The sequence below is a fragment of the uncultured Clostridium sp. genome, from assembly GCF_963527835.1.
Taxonomy (GTDB): domain Bacteria; phylum Bacillota; class Clostridia; order Clostridiales; family Clostridiaceae; genus Clostridium.
Map to the genome: position 1 here is coordinate 35,908 of NZ_CAURTC010000010.1, position 21,303 is coordinate 57,210.

A 21,303-nucleotide genomic window follows, 5' to 3' on the forward strand; every position below is an offset into this window, starting at 1 on the left:
AAATATCTATACAAAAAAATCTCTATATAGGTATATTAAACCTATATAGAGACGTATATACGTGTTACCACTCTACTTTTTATTTATTTCACAATAAATAACTCATTAGGTGACTACAATCACCTTGCATTGTAACGGATGCTGCCGTAATTCCTTAACAAATATTGCTCGGGAAATATGCTCCAAGGCCATCTTCATGAAAATTTCTTCTACTAACTTTCACCGCACATTAGCTCTCTTTAAGAATTCCTTTTCATTACTCTTCTTTTCATAGCATTTATACACTTATTATAATAGAATAAATATATTTTCATGTCAAATGGTTAAAAAAATAAAAGCTGTATTATATTAAGTTAAAAACTCAATATAATACAGCTTTTTTTAATTAAGAAATCTTATTTAAAGACATAGGTTTAAGTACTTCTTTAATTTCTGATAAAGATTTATCCATACTAGCTTCAACAGCTGCAGTAATTGCACCTTCTACTAAAGGAGCATCTACAATTTCTACTTTTCCTCTAATATTATCGTCTAAAAATTCTATAGCCATTTCTGTGTTCATAAATGCGCTACCTAAATCAAACAATACAAGTACACCACTATCACTATAAACAGATTCTATTGCGCTAGTTATTTTAGAAATATCTGTGCCTATTCTTCCATCATTGGTTCCACCTGCATCTACAATTGAAACTTCTGGAGCCATTTGTAGAGCAACATCTCTAACACCTTTTGCTATAAAATTACTATGTGACACAATTACTATACCAACCATAATTAATTCTCCTCTTTAGTTAATTCTTCTACTATAGTATTTAAAATTAAGTACATTGAAGTAGCACCTGCATCGATGTGTCCTATACTTCTTTCACCTACATAACTTGCTCTTCCTTTAGTTGCAACTATGTCTTTTGTATGTTCCATACCATTTTTAGCTGCCTCTTTAATTTCAATTAATACTTCTTTAACAGTTTTATTTTCTCCAATAGACCTTTTAGCCGCTTCAATTGCTGGTGATAAAGTATCAATCATAGTTTTTTCACCTTCTTGACCCTTACCTCTCATCTTTATTCCACCTAAAGCTTCTTCTAAAACTTTAACAAAATCATTTATATCCATTTCACTTTTTTTATTAACTGCCATAGCAGCTTTCATAAAAGCAGTTCCATATAGTGGCCCTGAAGCTCCTCCTACATTAGAAACTAAAGCCATACCAGAGTTTTTAAATATATTTCCCAAATCATCTTCAGGCAAATCTTTTATTTTTTCAATAACAGCTTTAAAACCTTTATTCATATTTAGTCCATGATCGCCATCACCTATTGCTGCATCTAATTCACTTAAATATAATTTATTTTCTTCTATAACTTTTTCTACTTTTATTAGAATATCTTTTACTTGTTTTACTGTTACCATAATTAACCCTCCTCTAATATGATGCTAATAAATAGCTTTAAGTATACAACAAATTTTATAATATCCTTTAAATATAATAAGATATGATGTTACTTAATAACTTTAAGTCCTGGAGTATCAGCCTTTGCATCAAGTAATTCTTTAAGTTCACTGTCAAGCTTTAGTACTGAAACAGAACAGCCTGCCATTTCTAGTGAAGTCATAAATTCTCCAACAAAAGTTTTATGAATACTTATTCCTTTATCTTTTAATAATTGATTGATTTTTTTATTTACAATATATAATTCCATATATGGTGTTGAGCCTAATCCATTTATCATAACAGCTACTTCATCACCACTTGAAATTTCTATATCATCTAGAATTTTACTTAATAAATGTTCTGCAACCTCGTCTGCTGTTGATATTTTTTCTCTATGAGTTCCTGGTTCTCCATGGATTCCCATACCAATTTCTACTTCATTTTCCTCTAAAGTAAAGTTAGCTTTACCTGCAGCTGGCACTATACAAGATGATAAGGACATTCCCATACTCCTAACATTTTCAATTACCTTTTCAGCAACACCTTTTACTTCTTCTAAATTCCCACCATTTTCAGCCCTAGCTCCAGCTATTTTATGAACAAATACTGTTCCTGCAATACCTCTTCTTCCAGCTGTATATAAACTATTTTCAACTGCTACGTCATCATTAACTACAACTTGTTCTACTTTTATACCTTCCATTTCAGCCATTTCCTTTGCCATTTCAAAGTTCATAACATCTCCAGTATAATTTTTTATAACAAGAAGAACTCCATTTCCATTGTCAGTTGCTTTAATTGCTTCATACACTTGATCAGGAGTAGGTGATGTAAATACTTCTCCACAAACTGCACCATCTAACATTCCCAAGCCAACATATCCTCCATGCGCTGGCTCATGTCCACTACCGCCACCACTAACTATTGCGACTTTAGTTTTTGCTTTTTCACTTCTTACTAATACATTAGCATTATCCAATTTTTTTAAATACTCTGGATGTGCTGCCACAATACCTTCTAACATATCTGATAAAACATTATCTGGATTATTTATTAACTTCTTCATTATTAAGCGCCTCCTAAATATACAATTTTAGGCCTTGCTAGAGGTTGTCCAGCAAGACCTTGATTTTATTTTAATTTTATAATAATAACTATTTAATTGTTAGATTTCTATTAAACGATTGCTTGCCATAAAAAAGCACCGATTAAACCACCAACTATTGGAGCTACTACTGGAATCCAAGCATATCCCCAGTCTGCATCTCTTTTATTTGGTATAGGTAATATAGCATGTGCTATTCTTGGTGATAAATCTCTACAAGGGTTGATTGCATATCCTGTAGGACCACCTAAACTTAAACCTATTACAAAGATTAATCCACCAACACATAATGTGTTAAGTCCTGGTGCCATTTGAACAGCGCCTAATCCTAATATACCGAATACTAACATGAATGTTCCAATAAGCTCACCCATAAAGTTTATTCCAGTATTTCTTATTGCTGGAGCTGTACAGAATACTGCTAATTTTCCATCTTTGTCGTCAGTTGCTTTGAATTGATCATAGTACATAATAAATACTAAGATTGCTCCTAAGAATGCTCCTAAGAATTCACCTGCAAAGTATTGAGGAACCACTGACCATGGAATAGTTCCGATTGCTGCAAGTGCTACTGTTAACGCTGGATTAAAGTGTGCTCCACTATATCCTCCAAACATTAATGCTGGAATCGCAACAGCTAGTGCCCAACCAGTTGTAATAACTATCCAACCTGCTCCTGTACCCTTTGAATCCTTTAAAACAACGTTTGCAACAACGCCATCTCCTAGAAGGATAAGTAACATTGACCCAATTAATTCAGCCATAAAAATTGACATAAATAATACCTCCCATTTTATAAATTATTTATTTACACTTATTATTAATAGCAATAACCGTGCCAAAATATTCAAATTGTTACATTTGGGACAAACAGTACCTTTACACAACTTTTCATTATTATCAATATTGGTGTTTTTTCATCACCTTGGTCAATATCCCCAATTGAAAACGTTTATATTGCGCTTTTTTACCAATAATCTATATTTTTTGCGCTTATATTCAATTCTAAAATTTGTATTTTAGATGTATTAATTACATATATTCCATATTATAAAAACCTTTTTTAATTGGTACACTACTAATATTATAGTCTATTAATACCTTTATAAACTGTTTACTATGAAATTGTTACATTATCTTTACAATGTCGAACTAAATCTATTGGTATATTCATTGTTTATTGGTATAAAAAATGATAGTTAAAACTTTAACCATCATTTTTATTAAATATATAATATTATTCGTTTTAGATTCTGTCATTTACCCAATTGATCACATCATCAATAACTTCTTCTTTATTAAGTTCATTTAATAATTCATGTCTTGCTTTTGGATATATCTTTAAATTAATATCATTAATTCCTGCCTTTTTATATTTTTCAATAGCCACTGCAATGCCTTCACCATATCCACTTGTAGGATCATCTCCACCAGTTATAGAAAATATACTTTCTATTCTTCAAATTACAATTGTTTATTATTTCAACTAATTTTTATTAGAAGCAATTGTTATGCCATATTATTTTCTTCTCCAATTAACTGTCTTTTCTATTCCAAATTCCTTAGCCTTTGCTGCTATTGTCTTATGATTTAATCCTAATACTTTACCTGCCGCATTAAAGCTACCATACTTTCTTAATGCTTTTTCTATTATCATTTTTTCATATGCTTTCATCGGTAACACTTCATCTAAATCTTGAATCATATTCAAAACTTCATTTTTAGAACTACCTATAAAACTATTTTCAGTAAAAATCTTAATATTACTTTTATTTTCTTTTTGTGTTTCTTCATTTATATATAAAGGCACCTCTTTGATAGTAATAATTTCACTTTCACTTAACGCTAATATTCTTTCTATTACATTTTCTAATTCTCTGACATTACCCTTCCATGAATAACTCATAAATATGTTCATTACATCTTTTGAAAACTGTTTATGTTCTCCTGTTTTTTGAAACTTATTAATAAAATGACTAACTAGCAATGGTATGTCTTCCAATCTCTCCTTCAAAGAAGGTATTAATATTGGAATAACATTTAATCTATAATACAAATCTTCTCTAAAATCGCCCGACTTAACCATTTCTTCTAAATTTCTGTGTGTTGCTGCAATAACCCTGACATCCACCTTTATAGTTTCTTCTCCACCAACTCTTTGAAATTCTTTATATTGCAATACTCTCAAAATTTTAGCTTGAGTATTTTTATCCATTTCACCTATTTCATCAAGAAATATGGTTCCAGCATTAGCTAATTCAAATTTTCCCAATTTTCTTTTTATAGCACCTGTAAATGAACCTTTTTCATGTCCAAATAATTCACTTTCTATTAGATTTTCTGGTATAGCTGCACAGTTAACACGTATAAAAGGACCTTTTTTCATTTCACTTGCATTATGAATCCCTTCTGCAATCAGTTCTTTACCAGTACCACTTTCTCCTCTGATAAGTATTGTTGCAGAACTTCTAGCTGATTTAGTAGCTAAGTTTAATATCTCTAAAATTTTTTTACTTTTTCCTATAAATTTATTAAATGCCTTATCCGGTTTATTTGGAATAATCACCTTATTATCATTTAGTTTATTATTAATGACCACACCATAAGTATTGTATATATTAATATTACTTAAAATATTATCTTCATTAATATAACTTTCTAATAAGGCTTCTACATTTTTAGATACTAATTCTAAATCATTATTTCCCTCTATTATTAAAGTTAACTCCTTTACTTCCGATATATTTAAAAGTATATAACCTAATATTATTGTAGCTGGAATTTCACCCTTTTCCTTAATATCGAGAAGTATTTTTACATTATATATTTCTTCTAAAGCAAAAAAATTTCTTATAATAGATACTACTGCTTCAAAATTCAAATACTTATTACTATTATTAATTTTTATCTCTCTAACAATTCTCATGTATACACCTCTCATCTATAAGTAATACTAAAAATATATTCTTTTGAAAATAAAAACACTATTATGCTATAATAATTAAAAAATAGGAGGGATTAATATTTGAAAAATTTCAAACTTCCCAAGATAGGATTAAGAAACCTGAAGACTGCATTAGCTGTTTCTTTGTGTATGTTTATATTTCAAATTTTTCATCGTCAAGACTCATTCTATGCATGTATCGCTTCTGTAGTTTGCATGAAAGATACCGTTTCAAACTCTTTTACAATGGGTAAAAATAGACTAATAGGTACTTTCTTAGGTGGATTAATTGGACTCTTAGTTATATTTTTAAGCATAACTTTCCCATTTCTATATAATATAACTCCTATTGTTACTGGAATTGGAATAATTTTTTCCATATATTTGTGTACTTTATTAAACAAATCAGCATCAGTAATTATTTGTTGTATCGTATTTATAAGTATTATGGTAAATCATCATTCCGGAACAGGATCTTATATCTACGCAATTATGAGATGTATTGATACTACTATCGGAATAACAATTGCTGTTGTTATAAATAAATTTGTGCATCCACCAAAAGAGAAAAATTTAAAATAATATCTAATTATTAAAGAAACTATTAAGTTAAAATTCACTTAATAGTTTCTTTTTTAACTATTTAAATTTATATTTCTCTAGTTGCATTCTTAAGAAAGTTCTTTTCTTCATCATTTAAATAAGGACTTAACTTAGAATAAGTTTCTGCATGGTAATTATTTAACCATTTTCTTTCTATTTCTGTTAATAATGATTTGTCTACACCTTCCAAATCTATTGGACAATATGACATAACTTCGAACTTATAGAATTCGCCACCTTCATCATTTTTAATGTCATTAGCTACTAACATTACATTTTCAGTACGTATTCCATGCTTTCCTTCTTTATATACTCCAGGTTCATTTGTTAATATCATTCCTGGCTCTAAAGCTATATTATTAGGAATAGGTCTTATTGACTGTGGTCCTTCATGAACGCTTAAGAAGAATCCTACGCCATGTCCTGTTCCACACTTATAATCCATACCTTCATCCCATAAAATAGTTCTTGCTAATACATCTAAATTTGAACCTGTTGTTTCTTTTAAAAATTTTGCTTTCATAAGATTTATATGAGATTTTAAAACTAAAGTAAAATCTTTCTTTTCTTCATCTGTTAATTTTCCTAAGATAAAACTTCTAGTTATATCTGTAGTCCCATCTAAATATTGTCCACCAGAATCAACTAAAAGTATTCCTTCTGGTTTTAATTCATAAGCACTTTCTTTTGTAGCTGAATAATGCATCATAGCAGCATGATCCTTATATCCAGCAATAGTTCCAAAGCTTTCTTCTACAAAAAGATCACCTTTGCTTCTTAATTCTAATAACTTATCAGCTACAGTAACTTCTGTTATATTTTCCTTACCTACATTTTCTTTAAGCCATTTTAAAAATTTAACCATAGCTACGCCATCTTTTACTTGGCATTTTTTAAGATTTTCTATTTCAATGCTATTTTTTATAGCCTTCAATTCTGTTGTTATATTTAACGCTTCTATTACTTCTACATTATCATTTATTAATGTATATATATATCCACTTACTTTATTAGGATCTACTATAACACTATTTTTTATATCTTTTACATCTTCAAATATCTTGTTATATTCTTCTACTTTAATGCCTTGATTATTTAATTTTATCTCATCTTCATTCGATAGTTTATTTTTATCTATATATAATGTAGCCTTTTCTTCGTTTACTACTGCATAAGCTAATACAACCGGGGTGTCTTTAACATCATTTCCTCTTATATTATAAAGCCACGCAATATCATCTAATGAAGATATTATATAAGATTCTGCACCCATCTTTTTCATTTCTGTTCTAACTTGTTCAAGCTTTTCTTTTGCTGATTTTCCACAATATTTTATATCATGTAAAAAAGCTTTCTCTTTAGGTAACTCTGGTTTATCACTCCAAATTTCTTGTATTAAATCTTTATCCATCACTATATTTATATCTTTTTTATCTTTTATTTTCTTAAATTCTTTGTATTCATTTATAGAAAATAATCTTCCATCAAAACTTACTGTTTCTCCAGATTTCATATTATCCATTAGCCATTCATGTAAAGTTGGCCATCCTGGTATTCTCATTTTGTATAATTCAATTCCTGAATCTTTTAATTGTTGTTCAGCTTGAATAAAATATCTACCATCAGTCCAAAGAATTCCTTTTTCTCTTCCTATTAGAGCAGTTCCTGCTGACCCAGTAAATCCTGTTATATATGCCCTTGATTTAAAGTGTTCAGCTACATATTCACTTTGGTGAAAATCACCACTAGGAACTACATAATAATCTATATTTTCTTTTTTCATTATCTCTCTTAATTTTTGTATTTTTTCAAAAGTTCTCATATAATTCATTACCTTTCTTTTAAATAATTTCACCCATATTATTTATATATAAATTTCTTCCCTTATATATAGTTTAATTCTATATATAAATCAGAAATCGTTATACTCTTATGAAGCACTTAAACTTCAACTTATAAAAAAATCGCCAAGGCGACTGTTGAACCGTTGATTTTTTTTAGCCATGTATCCTTTCCAAACGCAGTGCAGGAATAATTGTGCGGCATATGATTATTTTTATTCTTTAGTGGTACTCATAATATCTTTAAAATACAGTATTATAAAAGTTATCCACATATTCTTTAGTAATATAATTTCCTAAAGAATAAAAATAAGATACCAATTATTATTGGTATCTTATTAATTATATCACAATTTAAATAAATTATTTATTGTAAATATCATTGTTTTCATTACAATTTTATGAATATTATTCTTCACAATTTTCTACTGGTTTACCCACAAAATATACTAATCCTACTATTGCTATTATTGATATAGGTAGTACTACCCATACTGATAATCCAAGTCCTACTGGTATATAACCAAATACTATAGTTATACCTGCTACTGATAAAGAATAAGGCAGTTGAGTTTTAACGTGATCTATATGATCACATCCTGCTCCCATTGAAGACATTATTGTTGTATCTGATATTGGTGAACAATGATCTCCAAATATGGCACCTGTAAGAACTGCACTAGCACTCATAACTACATATCCCATTTCTGGTGAAATTGAATATGAAAGTGGGATTGCAAGAGGCATTAAAATTCCCATTGTTCCATAAGCTGTTCCTGTTGCAAATGATATTACTGCTCCTAAAACAAATATTATACTTGGTAATAAAAAGCTTGGAACTGTACTTGATAACTTACTTACTAAAAATACAGCTGTACCAAGATCTTTAATTACTGAACCTAAAGACCATGCAAGTATTAAAATAACTCCTGTTATTATAAGACCTTTCATCCCATGTATCCAATTATCTATAGCTTCTGATAGTGTAAATATTTTTTTACATACTGACATCACTATAGCTACTATAGATGCAAATAATGCTGACTGGAATAATGCTACTGCTGCATCAGATGCTGCGAAAGCTTCTCTTATCGCTTCAAATGATGCTGGTGAGTTAGACATAATATTTATTAAAGTTTGATTTTCTCCACCCATTATAGTTGTGTATCCACTATAATAAAAGCTTGCAATTGCTGAAATAATTAATGCACCTATTGGAATAATCGCATTCCAAATACTTAATTTCACGCCCTCTTTTACTTTAATTTCATCTTCCATTTCTTTATCTAAAGCTATTTCTTTATTTGAAGAAGCTCCTTTTCTTGCTCTAAGCTCTGCCTTTCTCATTGGACCAAATTCTCTTAACATAAGTGAGCTTACAACAACAAATGCTAAAATTAATATATTATAAAATCTATATGGAATTGTACTTAAGAATACTCCAAATGCATCTACTTCTTGTCCTATACTTGCAAAACCATCTCTTATAAGTCCTAATTCCAAACCAATCCATGTTGATATTATTGCAATTCCCGCTACTGGAGCTGCTGTTGCATCAATTATAAATGCTAATCTTTCTCTAGAAATTTTCATTTTATCTGCAACGGGCTTCATTATTGGTCCAACTATTAATGAATTTGCATAATCATCAAAAAATACAAAAATTCCAAGTAACCAAGTAATTATTTGTGCACTAACAGGACTCTTAGCTTTTTTGGCTAATGCTTCAGCAATTGCTCTTGCTCCTCCCATTCTACTAACCAAACTAATTACTCCTCCAATAGCCATAACTTGAAGTACTATTCCTGCATTCCAAGGATCTGCTAATGAATTTAATGCTCTTTGAACAAAATCTAAAAATGCTTGAATAAGTGCATAGAGTGGATTTCCACTAGATAAATTTAATAAAAATGATCCAGATAAAATCCCTATAAACAACGATATTACAACATCCTTAGTTATAAATGCTAATACTATAGCTACAAGTGGTGGCAATATAGTAAACCATCCAAACTTAGCTGAATTCATTACTGATGGATCTATATCCTCAGCAAAAGCAATTGTTGATGTCATAAAAAACATCATAAACGTTAATAAAAATACATGATACCTGTTAAATTTTTTCATTTTATTTCCCCCCATTTGTTTTGTGAACATCTGCAGAGGCTGGCTATAAGAACAAAATCGCTAAGGCGACTTTGGAGCCGTCGATTTTTTTAGCCATGCACCCTTTCCAAACGCAGTGCAGGAATAATGGTGCGGCATATGATTATTTTTTATTCTTTAGGGATACTCATCATACCTTTAAAACACGGTATTCTAAAAGTTATCCACAAATTTTTTAATAATATAAATTCCTAAAGAATAAAAAAACCCCGAGTGATTAACACTCAAGGTTTAAAAATAGTCAAAATAGACTTTAAAAACTTCATGAATGATAGCTCACCACAAACTAATTTGTGACAGTCTTATACATATTCTGCATAATCCCAGCTTTATAACCTTAAAACATCAGTTATAAGCTTCGGCAAAATTTCCTTTCTTATTACGTCATCGTGTTTACCTCAGTAATAATACTTTTAAATTTTGCGCCTCTACCTCTTTCGCATATTCACTTTTTACTTATAATTCATTATACAGCATATTGAAATTTTTTCAAATATTATTTTTTGTTTTTGGCTCTGTTTTAGAAAAGTTTTGATATATGCAATAGGTAAAGTAGCTTTGTAATTGGACTTTACCTATTGCATATATAAACATTTATTTAAAACAACGCATTATTTTTTCATATTAAAACGCCAATATTTTATCATATTTATTAAAAGTATTAATGCAAAAATAGTTGAAATGCTGTAGCCAACAACACCAATTAATGATACTCCATTATATTTAGGACCTACATTCTTAGTTATTACTAGAGATGACCCTATAATTAATGATGCTATTAATAGCCCTGTTATCATCCTATTTACCATTTTATTTAGCTCCTGAAATATATAATTCTTATCTTGTACTATGAGTTGTAATTTAGCTTCTCCTAAAGACATTTTAGTTAATAACTCTGATATTTTAGAGGGTATCCTAATTCCATCCCTTCCAAATGAATATAGTGATACTATTAGTTCTTCACTTGTAAGAAAATCAAATATTATATCCTTATTTTTTGCTTTTATAAAAGATACTACAACATCTATAATCTCTAGTTCTGGATCTATTTCTGCTATAACACCTTCTAATATTACTACGCCTCTTATTAGTGATACTAGTTCTCTTGGCAACTGTAAATTACTTTCCTTTGTTAAATAAAATATCTCTTGTAATAATACAGATATTTTTATATTCTTTATTGATGTAGTTAGATATGTATCAAACATGTATGATACTCCATCATATAAATGCATTCTATTTACTTTTCCTTTTTTTATTGAAACTGATAATATATATTCTATAAGTTTTTCTTTATCTTTGGTTGCTATTGCTAGCATTATTGAATTTAAAGTTTTTTTAGTTCCATCATTCAATTGCCCTACAATACCAAAATCAATAAAACAAATTTTACCACAGTTTATCAATAAATTTCCTGGATGAGGATCTCCATGAAAGAAACCATCTTTAAATACTTGTTTACAATAAGATAAAGCTAATTTTTTTGCAATATCCTTATTATCATATCCCTCATCTTTAATTCTTTGTAAATCATTTATTTTAAATCCATCTATCTTTTCTAGTACTATTACCTTATCACTTAATAATTCCTTTACTACATAAGGGGCATAAATAGGTGAAACATTTTTATTATTAATCCTAAATTTCTCAATATTTTTTCCTTCTAAAATAAAATCCAACTCTTCTTCTGCTGTTATTTTTATTTCTTTCAAAGCTTCTATCGGATCTATTGGTAATGTACTTTTTGATTTTGTAAACTTAAATATTCTCATTAAGATAGCTATATCTAAATGCATATTTTCATAAATATCTGGCCTTTGTATTTTTATAACTACATTTCTTCCATCTTTCAATACGCCATCATAAACTTGAGCTATAGATGCAGATGCTATCGGAAATACATTAACATATTCAAAATATTCTTCTAAGGAGATGTTTAATGAGCTTTCTAGAACAGATTTCATCACCTTAAAATCTTCTTGTGGAGCAGAATCTTGTAGTTTTACTAGTTCATCTATATACTCCTTAGGAAGTATATCTGGTCTTGTACTCAATATTTGTCCTAGCTTAATAAATGTTGGTCCAAGTTCTTCAAATGCATTTCTTAAATTAGCAGGAGATTTCTTATATTCAACTTGTTTACTGTCAAATACATATCCAAAACCATAACTTGCAAAAACCTTTATTATTTTTTTAAATCTCTCTGAAGATTGTTTAGCCACAGGTTTTCTCCTCCTTAGAAGAATAATTTCTTATTTGAAATGATGTGTTTTAAATATATATTGATTTTTTAGTATACGGACGCAGTGGCATTGGAATTTTCTTTTTAGAATTCTTAAAGTAAATTCCTCTGTCCATGAGCCTTATACTAAAAAATTAATGCTATCTTAAAACAGATCCTTTATCTATATTATTTATCTTGTAATTTTTGTTCTATATTACTAATTCTATCTTTTAGTTCATTAAATTCTTCTTTTGTAATAAAATCAAATTCTTGAAGTATATCATAGATATCATCTTTGGTCATAGGTTTAATTTCATTAATTTTTTCATTAGCCATGCATTTTACATTTTCTTTTTTTTCTTTTACTTCTCTTTTTAATTCTTCCGAAAGTTCTTTGCCTTCTTCTATTGTTACTTTGCCTTTTTCAACTAATGTACTTACAATTTCATTAGCTTTTTCATAAGTCATAGTTGTTGCGCCAACCATAGCAACAAATAAATTTTTTGCTTCTTTAATCAAAAAAATCATCTCCTAAAATATATGTTTAATATATACTATTAAATTAATTTACTAATGGGAATTAATATTAATTAAATCTTATTATATGTTTAATTAATAAATTTTATTTAATTAGGAATAAATTAACCATGAAAACCGCCATTATTATAGCTGTTAAATCAGCAAAAATAGCTGCCCATAATGTATGTCTTATTTTCTTTACTTTTACAGCACCAAAGTAAACTGTGATAGTATAAAAAATAGTCTCTGTTGTGCCCATTACAACTGAAGAAATTAATCCTATTTTAGTATCAGCTCCAAAACTTTTTATTATATCTGTAAATACCCCAATAGCTCCACTGCCTGAAAGTGGCTTTATAAGTATTAATGGTATTATTTCTTTAGGCAATCCTATTAAATTTCCTATTGGTGCAATCAAATTATTTAAAACATCTAATAAATTAGATTCTTTAAAAATTTGTACTGCTATAATCATGGCCAATAAAGCTGGGAATATTCTTAAACATACATTTAAGCCTTCTTTAGCTCCCTCTATGAACCATTCATAAACCTTGCGTCCTTCTATCATTCCATAACTAATAATTAATAAAAAAATTATAGGAATTATACTTTTACTCAAATAATTCAGCATATATAATCAGCTCCCTTAAAAATATTTCTGTAGTATCTTTGCACATATTATTCCTACTGTCGCTGCTGTCGCTGTAGATATTAAAGCAGGAATTATAATAACACCTGGATTAACAGAATTGCATGCTGCTCTTATAGATATAATTGTCGAAGGTATTATTTGAATACATGCTGCATTTAAAACTAAAAAAAGCACCATGTCATTAGATGCACTTTCCTTCTTACCATTTAATCTATCCATTTCTTCCATAGCTTTAATCCCAAAAGGTGTTGCTGCATTAGAAAGACCCATCATATTTGCTGTAAGATTCATAACTATAGCACCTAACGCTTTTTCATCCTTGGCTGCATCTTTAAAAATAAGTTTTAAGACGGGCTTTAATAACTTAGATATTTTTTCTGTTAAACCACTTTTTTCTGCCACCTTCATAACACCACACCAAAAACACATTATTCCGGTAAGCTCAATTATGAAAGTAACTGTTGAACCCGATGCATTAACTATTGATTTAGAAATTATATCTCCATTACCACTTACTAATCCAACTAAAATCCCAAAAAAAATCATAGCAAACCAAATATAATTAATCATATTCTCCTCCAAAATGTAATTATTCTTTACATATATATGCCTTGCACTTATTTTTTAGTAGTGATAGGATATATGTATTCAATATAAATTGGCTAAAAGGAGAAACTTTATGAAGGAAGAAAACTTAAAAATAGCACAACAAGATATAGAAAACGCACTAAAGACTGTACAAGATATGGAAAAATCTCTTAGTGAAAATGCTGATTCAAAAGAACAAATAAAGGAAAAGTTTATATTGTTATCTGAAACAGTTCAAAATTTAGAAAACATCTTAAAAAATGAAGGAATACTATAAAAATAAAATCCCACATCTTAAAATTAAGATGTGGGATTGTTTTATATAAATCTATGCTTCTACTATTTGAGCACTGGTTTGTTTAATTGTATCTTTTTTTAACTTATTATTATATATTAAGAATACAGTTAATGTTATTAATGCTGAAAGAAAATCTGATGCTGCTCCAGCAACCCAAACTCCTGTTAATCCCATAAATTTAGGAATTATTATTAGTAGCGGTATTAATATTATAACTTGTCTTAACAAACTTAAAAACATTGAAACTTTAACCTTACCTATTGATTGGAAATAGTTTGTTGTAACTATTTGTGCTCCAATTAAAGGTAACATAACTAAGAATATTCTCATTCCTGAAACACCAATTCTTAAAAGTTCTGGATCTCTATTAAATATAGAAATTAGCAATTCAGGTATTGCTTCCACAACTATAAATCCTATTGTTACTATTACAGTAGCTGCTACGGCTGTGTATTTTAATGTCTTTTTTGTTCTATCATATTTTTTAGCTCCAAAATTATATCCTACGATTGGTTGCATACCTTGATTCAATCCAAATATAGGCATTAAAAATACCATAGCTAAACTATTTATTATTGTCATAGCTCCAATTGCTGCATCTCCACCATATCTTTGAAGAGAATTATTAGAAATTACTTGTACTGCACATTGTGCAATTTGCATACTAAATGGACTCATTCCAATTAAAAATATGCTAGTAACAATCTCTTTATTTAATCTTAAATACTTTCTTTTTATTTTAAGTACACTTTTTCCTTTAGTAAAGTAATATAAAATCCAAGTAGCTGATACCATTTGAGAAATTACAGTAGCAATTGCTCCACCTTTTACTCCAAGTCCTAATACAAATATAAATATAGGATCTAATATTATATTTGTAAGTGCACCTATTAACATTGAAAGCATGGCTACTTTAGGACTTCCATCACTTCTTATAGAATGATTTAATCCAAAACTAAGCATATTAAATATAGTACCAATAAATATTATTCTAATATAGTCAATGGCATATCCAATAGTGTTAGCACTAGCTCCAAACATACTTAGAAGTGGACGCATAAAAATTAATCCTATTGCCGTTAATAATATACTTATTATTATTAGTAGTGTAAATGCATTTCCTAAATGATGTTCAGCACTATCTCTATCATGTTCTCCCAATTTAATTGATATTCTCGTAGCTGTCCCTATTCCAACTAGCATACCAAATGCTAAAATTATTGTCATAAGTGGCAACGTTATTCCAACGCCAGTTATAGCTAAATTCCCTATTTCAGGAATATTGCCTATATAAATTCTATCAATTATATTATATAAAGTATTTACTAACATTCCAACAATTGCTGGTATTGAAAACTCTAATAGTAATTTTCCTATTCCGATTTCTCCCAATCTCTTTTGATTGTTCAATAAAACTCCTCCTCTTTTTGTGTAATTCGTATAATTACAATACTAATCATTTTAACATCTAGCAAAAAATTTTACAATTCAAAATTTAATACTAATTATGTTCATTTAAATCAAATGTAAACATTTAATTTAAGTTATTAATTGATTCTTTAAGTTTTTCATATGTGATATGATGATATGTTTCTATATCATTTTGATTACTATCCCTTACAACTATCATTGGAACCTCAGTAACATCATATTTATCTATAATATTTTTTTGTTCATCAGTAGTTATATAATCTAAACTTATATGTACTAAATTAAAATTAATTTCATCCTTCAAGTCCTTTAACATTATCTCAGATTCTAAGCTTTCTTCTTTATTTATTAATCCTTTGAAAAATATAACTGTTGGTAATGATTTATCTATATCTTCAAGAGATTTCACGTATTCTAATTTATAACTAAATTGTTCCTCTTTAGTTTTTGAATTTATTTTATCAAAAAATATTACTGCCAATACAATAGCTATTATTATTAAAAAGCACACAAGCATCTTTTTCTTCATCGGTTCACTTCCTCCTTAAATATATTTTATCTCTAAAATCCTTATTTATTATGTAAATGTAATGCCCAATTTTAAATACATATATTTCTTTTAATATAGATTTATATATTCAATAGGTCAAGTGGCATTGTAATTGGACTATACTCATTTTATTATTCCTAATTTCAATTACTCAGTCCACTTTACTTATGCATATATAAACATTCTAGTATTAAAATATAAAAAATAAGCTGCAATAAAAGTAATCTAATACTTTCATTGCATCTTATTTACAATAACTTCATATTTAAATTGTACTATCTCTTTCTATTAATTCATGTTCTAGTACATAATGAGCTGTTTCTAACTCTTTATCATTTAATATTTTTATTAACATTCTCATTGCAACTGATCCCATATCATAAGTTGGTTGAGAAATAGTTGTTATCTTTGGATAGAAAATTGAAGCTGCATAGTTATCATTAAATCCTATAACACTAACATCTTTAGGTACTTCATATCCCTTTTCTCTTAATCTATTTATTGCTCCCATAGCAATTTCATCTGATGCACATATTATTCCATCAAACTTCTTATTTTTGTCTATGAAATTATCAATACCTTCATATCCTGTTTTTACTTTTACAGTATCTAAGTATACTAAGTCTTGATCTAATGCAATACCTTCTTCTTTAAGAGCTTTTTCATATCCTATGTATCTATCTCCCCAAGCATTCATATGATTTTTTTCAGTTCCTATAAACGCAATGTTTCTAAGGCCTTTTTTAATTAAATACTTTGTGCTATCATAGCATCCTTGTATATTATCTATTGTAACACTTGGTAATCTACTTTCTTTATCCTTAGTTTCAACAAGTACAGTTTTTAGATTTAATTCATTTATTAATTCTAAAATTTCTCCTTGAAGTGAGCTACTCATATAAAGTACTCCATCTACCATTTTTTCTTTTAGAACCCTTAAATATTCTTTTTCTTTTTCTATATCTAAATCTGAATTACATAAGATTACATTATAATCATATATATTAGAAACATCTTCGGCTCCTCTTACTATTTCTGGGTAAAGTTGATTTGATACATCAGGTAATAGTATCCCTATAGTTTTTGTTTTTTGTGTTTTTAAACTTCTAGCTATTATATTAGGTCTATATCCTAATAATTTTATTGCATCCAATACTTTTTTCTTAGTATCTTCATTAACCACATCAATATCGTTTAACACTCTAGAAACTGTTGCTATCGAAACTCCCGCTTCTCTTGCAACGTCCTTAATAGAAGCTGCCATAACCATTCCTCCTTTATATTTTAAAGTAATTATATAAACTACTATTTATTGATAAAAGGCTAGAGTCAAAAGTAGTAACTTAGATTCTAGCCCATTAAATGTATTATTACTTAACAACCTCAACTGTCATATCTAAGTTTTCACCATTTATAATAGTTTGTGTATAATCACAAATTTCATTATAAATAATATCGGAAGTTAAAGTTTCTTTCTTTATTGTTTCTGAGAATTTTTTAATTATTCCTAATAATAACTCATTATTAGCTACATAAAGTTTTATTTTATCTGCTACTTCAAAGCCTTTATCTTTTCTCATGTTTTGAATTTTAGAGATAACTTCTCTTACGTGACCTTCTTCTCTTAATTCATTTGTGATATGAGTATCAAGAACAACTCCAATTTCACCTTCACCAGCAAAAGCATATCCTTCTAAACCTTGCATAGTTACAAGAATACTTTCTGAATTCAACTCAATTTCAGTTCCATCAACGTTTATAACTTCAACGTCTCCACCCTTAATCTTTTGAGCTAATTCCATTTGGTTTCTAGCAGCTATTTCTTTTCTAATTCCAGGTATTAACTTACCATAAGCTCTACCAAGTACAGGTAAATTTGGCTTAAGTTCAAAGTTAACATGTTCTGAAAGATCTGCTCCAAATTTAATTTTCTTAATATTTAACTCATTAGTTATAATATCTCCATAATATTCAGGAAGTGATGCTACTGAAACTAAAATTTCTGAAAGTGGCTGTCTATTCTTAATATTAGCACCATTTCTAGCACTTCTACCAAGCTTAACTATTGTGTAAGCTAAGTCCATTTCTTTTTCTAATTCCTTGTTTATAGCACTTTCATCAACTTGTGGCCAACTAGTTAAGTGAATACTTTCTTCTGCTGTATTATCTAAATTAATTACTAAGTTTTGATAAATTTCTTCTGTTATAAATGGTACAAATGGTGCTGCAACCTTTGATAAAGTAACAAGAATTCTATATAAAGTTACATATGCTCCTATTTTGTCATCATTAATAGTTTCTGTCCAGTATCTAGATCTATTTCTTCTTACATACCAGTTAGATAATTCATCAGTAAACTCTTCAATACTTAATGTAGCTGCAGTTATATCATAAGAATTTAACTTATCATCAACAGTTTTAATTAATGTATTTAACTTAGACATTATCCATTTATCCATTACATTTTCAGACTTAAAGTCAGTATATTCTAATGGATTGAATGAATCTATCTCTGCATATAATACATAGAATGAATATACATTCCATAAAGTACTTAAGAACTTTCTTTGAGATTCTCCTACATCATCAGTTGAGAATCTAGTTGGAAGCCATGGAGCACTTGCAGTGTAGAAATGCCATCTTGTAGCATCTGCACCTTGAGAAGATAAAACTTCAAAAGGATCTACAACATTGCCCTTAGATTTTGACATCTTTAAGCCCTTCTTATCAAGAACGTGACCTAAAACAATACAGTTTTCAAATGGGTTTCTATCAAATACAGCAGTTGAAATTGCTAGTAATGTATAGAACCAACCTCTTGTTTGGTCAACAGCTTCTGATATAAATTGAGCTGGATAGTTTTGTTCAAATAATTCTTTGTTTTCAAATGGATAGTGTAGTTGAGCAAATGGCATTGATCCTGAATCAAACCAACAGTCAATAACTTCCTTAGTTCTCTTCATTTCCTTACCACAATGAGCACATTTTAAATGTACATTATCTATATAAGGTTTATGAAGTTCTATATCTTCTGGTACATTAATTCCCTTTTCCTTAAGTTCTGCAATACTTCCTATACATTCCTTATGTCCGCATTCACATTCCCAAATTGGAAGTGGAGTTCCCCAGTATCTATCTCTTGAAATACCCCAATCAATAACATTTTCTAGGAATTTTCCGAATCTTCCAGTTCTTATGTTATCTGGACACCAATTAATCTTGTTATTATTCTCTAAAAGTTTATCTCTTAGAGATGTCATTCTTACAAACCAGCTTTCTTTTGGATAATAAAGAAGTGGTGTATCACATCTCCAACAATGTGGATATGAGTGAAGGTGTCTTGCAGTTTTAAATAACTTATTATTTTCTTCAAGCCATTTACAAATACTTTCATCACACTTCTTAACAAATTTACCTGCCCATGGAGTAACTTCTTCTACGAATTTACCTTCTTTATCAACTAAATTGATAAAAGCTATTCCATTAGCTTTACATACTAAACTATCATCTTCACCATAAGCAGGTGCCATATGAACTATACCAGTACCATCTGTTAACGTTACGTAGTCACCATGAATCACTTCAAAGGCTTTTCCTTCAACGTTACCAAAAGGCATTAATTGTTCATATTTAGTTCCAAGAAGTTCTGTTCCCTTAAATTCTTTTATTATTTCATAATCTTCTCCAAGAACTTTATCAGCTAAATCCTTAGCTAATACATAAACTTCTTCTTCCACTTTTGCTTCTATATATGTGTAAGCTTTATTTATACAAAGAGCTAAGTTTGATGGTAATGTCCATGGAGTTGTTGTCCAAGCTAATATAAACTTGTTTTCTTCTCCTTCTACTTTGAACTTAGCAATAGCAGTTAAGTCCTTAACATCTTTATATCCTTGAGCAACTTCATGAGATGAAAGAGCTGTTCCACATCTTGGGCAGTAAGGCATTACTTTATGTCCTTCATATAAAAGTTCTTTATCCCACATTTGTTTTAAAGCCCACCATACTGATTCAATATATGGATTGTGGTAAGTTACATATGGATGTTCCATATCAACCCAATAACCAATTTGTTCAGTCATCTTTTCCCACATGCTAACATATGTAAATACGCTTTCTTTACATTCTTTAACAAACTTTTCTACACCATATTCTTCTATTTGTTCTTTTCCTGAAATACCAAGTTTCTTTTCTATTTCAAGTTCAACTGGAAGACCATGAGTATCCCAACCTGCTTTTCTTACTACTTTATAACCCTTCATAACCTTATATCTTGGGATTATATCTTTCATAACTCTTGTTAAGATATGACCAACATGTGGCTTTCCGTTTGCTGTTGGAGGGCCATCATAAAAAGTAAAATATTCACCGTCTTGATTTGAGTCAAAGCTCTTTTTTATAATGTCTTTTTCATTCCAAAGTGTTGCTACATCATGTTCCATATTTACAAAACCTTTTGAAGAATCAACCTTTTTATACATTCTGTTTTCCCCTTTCATAGTCAGTACTCTTTTATTATTACTTCTTAAATTTAATATAAAAAAAACCCCATCCCACAGGACGAAGTTAAAATCGCAAACCACCTAAGGCTAACACTTTATAAATAGTGTTTAGTTCAAGTACATACATACTCTATCCTTTAACGCAGGCCACGTGACAACTTAATAAGCATAAACGCCTTTCAGTTTCCAACTCCTAGGTGATCTTCCCTTAGCTTCCCTATAGCTTTGCACCAACCAGCTATTCTCTAAAAGTTAAGTCTAAGTTACTTTTCCTAATCCAAGTCTTTTCTTTTTATTGTAACATTATATATTAACAATTTTTAAATGTCAATTCATGGTCTTAAAGTTATTGTAAATATTTAAATTAATTATTGATATTTTTACAATTTTATACTTTATTTCTTTTGAATTTATTTATAAACACTAAAAATATTACGTTTAA

The 21,303-nt window shown here is 28.9% G+C and carries 18 protein-coding genes, 1 riboswitch and 2 other annotated features; of the genes, 2 read left to right on the forward strand and 16 right to left on the reverse strand.

All coding sequences use genetic code 11. The annotated features are described in order from the left end of the window. Positions 1-44: 44 nt before the first annotated feature. Positions 45-281: a binding site (T-box leader), on the reverse strand. Positions 282-385: 104 nt separating this feature from the next. The 6 genes from dhaM to RYM86_RS07385 form a co-directional block, all read right to left on the reverse strand. Further along, on the reverse strand, positions 386-775 hold the full coding sequence (gene dhaM, locus RYM86_RS07360) for a dihydroxyacetone kinase phosphoryl donor subunit DhaM (protein WP_315079142.1): 390 nt from the start codon (positions 773-775) through the stop codon (positions 386-388). 2 nt (positions 776-777) lie between these two features. Then, positions 778-1,416, reverse strand: a complete 639-nt coding sequence (gene dhaL / locus RYM86_RS07365; protein WP_315079143.1) for a dihydroxyacetone kinase subunit DhaL — start codon at positions 1,414-1,416, stop codon at positions 778-780. Positions 1,417-1,505: 89 nt separating this feature from the next. Continuing rightward, a complete protein-coding gene (dhaK, locus tag RYM86_RS07370) occupies positions 1,506-2,504 on the reverse strand; it encodes a dihydroxyacetone kinase subunit DhaK (protein ID WP_315079147.1) in 999 nt (332 codons plus the stop codon). Between the two features lie 110 nt (positions 2,505-2,614). Further along, positions 2,615-3,319, reverse strand: a complete 705-nt coding sequence (locus RYM86_RS07375) for an MIP/aquaporin family protein (RefSeq protein WP_315079150.1) — start codon at positions 3,317-3,319, stop codon at positions 2,615-2,617. A gap of 470 nt (positions 3,320-3,789) precedes the next feature. Then, positions 3,790-3,933 carry a hypothetical protein gene (locus RYM86_RS07380; RefSeq protein ID WP_315079151.1) on the reverse strand — a complete coding sequence of 48 codons (144 nt, stop codon included), beginning with the start codon at positions 3,931-3,933 and terminating at the stop codon, positions 3,790-3,792. 129 nt (positions 3,934-4,062) lie between these two features. Then, positions 4,063-5,469, reverse strand: a complete 1,407-nt coding sequence (locus tag RYM86_RS07385) for a sigma-54 dependent transcriptional regulator (protein WP_315079153.1) — start codon at positions 5,467-5,469, stop codon at positions 4,063-4,065. A gap of 168 nt (positions 5,470-5,637) precedes the next feature. Between RYM86_RS07385 and RYM86_RS07390 the strand changes: the two genes are divergently transcribed. Next, on the forward strand, positions 5,638-6,069 hold the full coding sequence (locus tag RYM86_RS07390) for an FUSC family protein (RefSeq protein ID WP_315079155.1): 432 nt from the start codon (positions 5,638-5,640) through the stop codon (positions 6,067-6,069). A gap of 67 nt (positions 6,070-6,136) precedes the next feature. On the opposite strand, the gene RYM86_RS07395 is transcribed toward RYM86_RS07390, so the two are convergent. The 6 genes from RYM86_RS07395 to RYM86_RS07420 all read right to left on the reverse strand — a co-directional run bounded on the left by RYM86_RS07395 (position 6,137) and on the right by RYM86_RS07420 (position 14,062). After that, the gene (locus RYM86_RS07395) at positions 6,137-7,912 is read right to left on the reverse strand and encodes an aminopeptidase P family protein (protein WP_315079223.1); all 1,776 of its coding nucleotides are present in this window, start codon (positions 7,910-7,912) and stop codon (positions 6,137-6,139) included. Between the two features lie 427 nt (positions 7,913-8,339). Further along, positions 8,340-10,058, reverse strand: a complete 1,719-nt coding sequence (locus RYM86_RS07400; protein ID WP_315079157.1) for a Na+/H+ antiporter NhaC family protein — start codon at positions 10,056-10,058, stop codon at positions 8,340-8,342. A 303-nt stretch (positions 10,059-10,361) separates the two neighbouring features. Further along, positions 10,362-10,536: riboswitch (Lysine riboswitch) on the reverse strand. A 172-nt stretch (positions 10,537-10,708) separates the two neighbouring features. Further along, on the reverse strand, positions 10,709-12,319 hold the full coding sequence (locus RYM86_RS07405) for an AarF/UbiB family protein (protein WP_315079160.1): 1,611 nt from the start codon (positions 12,317-12,319) through the stop codon (positions 10,709-10,711). Between the two features lie 188 nt (positions 12,320-12,507). After that, positions 12,508-12,840, reverse strand: a complete 333-nt coding sequence (locus RYM86_RS07410) for a phasin family protein (RefSeq protein ID WP_315079161.1) — start codon at positions 12,838-12,840, stop codon at positions 12,508-12,510. 103 nt (positions 12,841-12,943) lie between these two features. After that, complete coding sequence (locus tag RYM86_RS07415; RefSeq protein WP_315079163.1) at positions 12,944-13,471, reverse strand: nucleoside recognition domain-containing protein; 528 nt, start codon at positions 13,469-13,471, stop codon at positions 12,944-12,946. Positions 13,472-13,486: 15 nt separating this feature from the next. Then, positions 13,487-14,062, reverse strand: coding sequence for a nucleoside recognition domain-containing protein (locus tag RYM86_RS07420; protein WP_315079166.1), 576 nt, complete (start codon positions 14,060-14,062; stop codon positions 13,487-13,489). A 109-nt stretch (positions 14,063-14,171) separates the two neighbouring features. On the opposite strand from RYM86_RS07420, the gene RYM86_RS07425 reads away from it, so the two are divergent. Next, positions 14,172-14,357: a hypothetical protein gene (locus tag RYM86_RS07425; RefSeq protein WP_003373625.1), complete on the forward strand. Its 186-nt coding sequence runs from the start codon at positions 14,172-14,174 to the stop codon at positions 14,355-14,357. 51 nt (positions 14,358-14,408) lie between these two features. On the opposite strand, the gene RYM86_RS07430 is transcribed toward RYM86_RS07425, so the two are convergent. The 4 genes from RYM86_RS07430 to ileS form a co-directional block, all read right to left on the reverse strand. Next, a complete protein-coding gene (locus RYM86_RS07430) occupies positions 14,409-15,788 on the reverse strand; it encodes an MATE family efflux transporter (protein WP_315079174.1) in 1,380 nt (459 codons plus the stop codon). A 124-nt stretch (positions 15,789-15,912) separates the two neighbouring features. Beyond that, the gene (locus RYM86_RS07435; protein ID WP_315079177.1) at positions 15,913-16,338 is read right to left on the reverse strand and encodes a viral A-type inclusion protein; all 426 of its coding nucleotides are present in this window, start codon (positions 16,336-16,338) and stop codon (positions 15,913-15,915) included. A gap of 286 nt (positions 16,339-16,624) precedes the next feature. Further along, on the reverse strand, positions 16,625-17,623 hold the full coding sequence (locus tag RYM86_RS07440) for a LacI family DNA-binding transcriptional regulator (protein WP_315079179.1): 999 nt from the start codon (positions 17,621-17,623) through the stop codon (positions 16,625-16,627). Between the two features lie 106 nt (positions 17,624-17,729). Continuing rightward, a complete protein-coding gene (gene ileS, locus RYM86_RS07445) occupies positions 17,730-20,840 on the reverse strand; it encodes an isoleucine--tRNA ligase (RefSeq protein WP_315079180.1) in 3,111 nt (1,036 codons plus the stop codon). Between the two features lie 72 nt (positions 20,841-20,912). Next, positions 20,913-21,150, reverse strand: a binding site (T-box leader). Positions 21,151-21,303 lie beyond the last annotated feature (153 nt).

What these genes read in the sequence shown, in the direction of transcription:
- dhaM (WP_315079142.1), bottom strand. Translation starts at nt 775, where the DNA reads ATGGTTGGTATAGTAATTGTGTCACATAGTAATTTTATAGCAAAAGGT.
- dhaL (WP_315079143.1), bottom strand. Translation starts at nt 1,416, where the DNA reads ATGGTAACAGTAAAACAAGTAAAAGATATTCTAATAAAAGTAGAAAAA.
- dhaK (WP_315079147.1), bottom strand. Translation starts at nt 2,504, where the DNA reads ATGAAGAAGTTAATAAATAATCCAGATAATGTTTTATCAGATATGTTA.
- RYM86_RS07375 (WP_315079150.1), bottom strand. Translation starts at nt 3,319, where the DNA reads ATGTCAATTTTTATGGCTGAATTAATTGGGTCAATGTTACTTATCCTT.
- RYM86_RS07385 (WP_315079153.1), bottom strand. Translation starts at nt 5,469, where the DNA reads ATGAGAATTGTTAGAGAGATAAAAATTAATAATAGTAATAAGTATTTG.
- RYM86_RS07390 (WP_315079155.1), top strand. Translation starts at nt 5,638, where the DNA reads ATGTTTATATTTCAAATTTTTCATCGTCAAGACTCATTCTATGCATGT.
- RYM86_RS07395 (WP_315079223.1), bottom strand. Translation starts at nt 7,912, where the DNA reads ATGAGAACTTTTGAAAAAATACAAAAATTAAGAGAGATAATGAAAAAA.
- RYM86_RS07400 (WP_315079157.1), bottom strand. Translation starts at nt 10,058, where the DNA reads ATGAAAAAATTTAACAGGTATCATGTATTTTTATTAACGTTTATGATG.
- RYM86_RS07415 (WP_315079163.1), bottom strand. Translation starts at nt 13,471, where the DNA reads ATGCTGAATTATTTGAGTAAAAGTATAATTCCTATAATTTTTTTATTA.
- RYM86_RS07420 (WP_315079166.1), bottom strand. Translation starts at nt 14,062, where the DNA reads ATGATTAATTATATTTGGTTTGCTATGATTTTTTTTGGGATTTTAGTT.
- RYM86_RS07425 (WP_003373625.1), top strand. Translation starts at nt 14,172, where the DNA reads ATGAAGGAAGAAAACTTAAAAATAGCACAACAAGATATAGAAAACGCA.
- RYM86_RS07435 (WP_315079177.1), bottom strand. Translation starts at nt 16,338, where the DNA reads ATGAAGAAAAAGATGCTTGTGTGCTTTTTAATAATAATAGCTATTGTA.
- RYM86_RS07440 (WP_315079179.1), bottom strand. Translation starts at nt 17,623, where the DNA reads ATGGCAGCTTCTATTAAGGACGTTGCAAGAGAAGCGGGAGTTTCGATA.
- ileS (WP_315079180.1), bottom strand. Translation starts at nt 20,840, where the DNA reads ATGTATAAAAAGGTTGATTCTTCAAAAGGTTTTGTAAATATGGAACAT.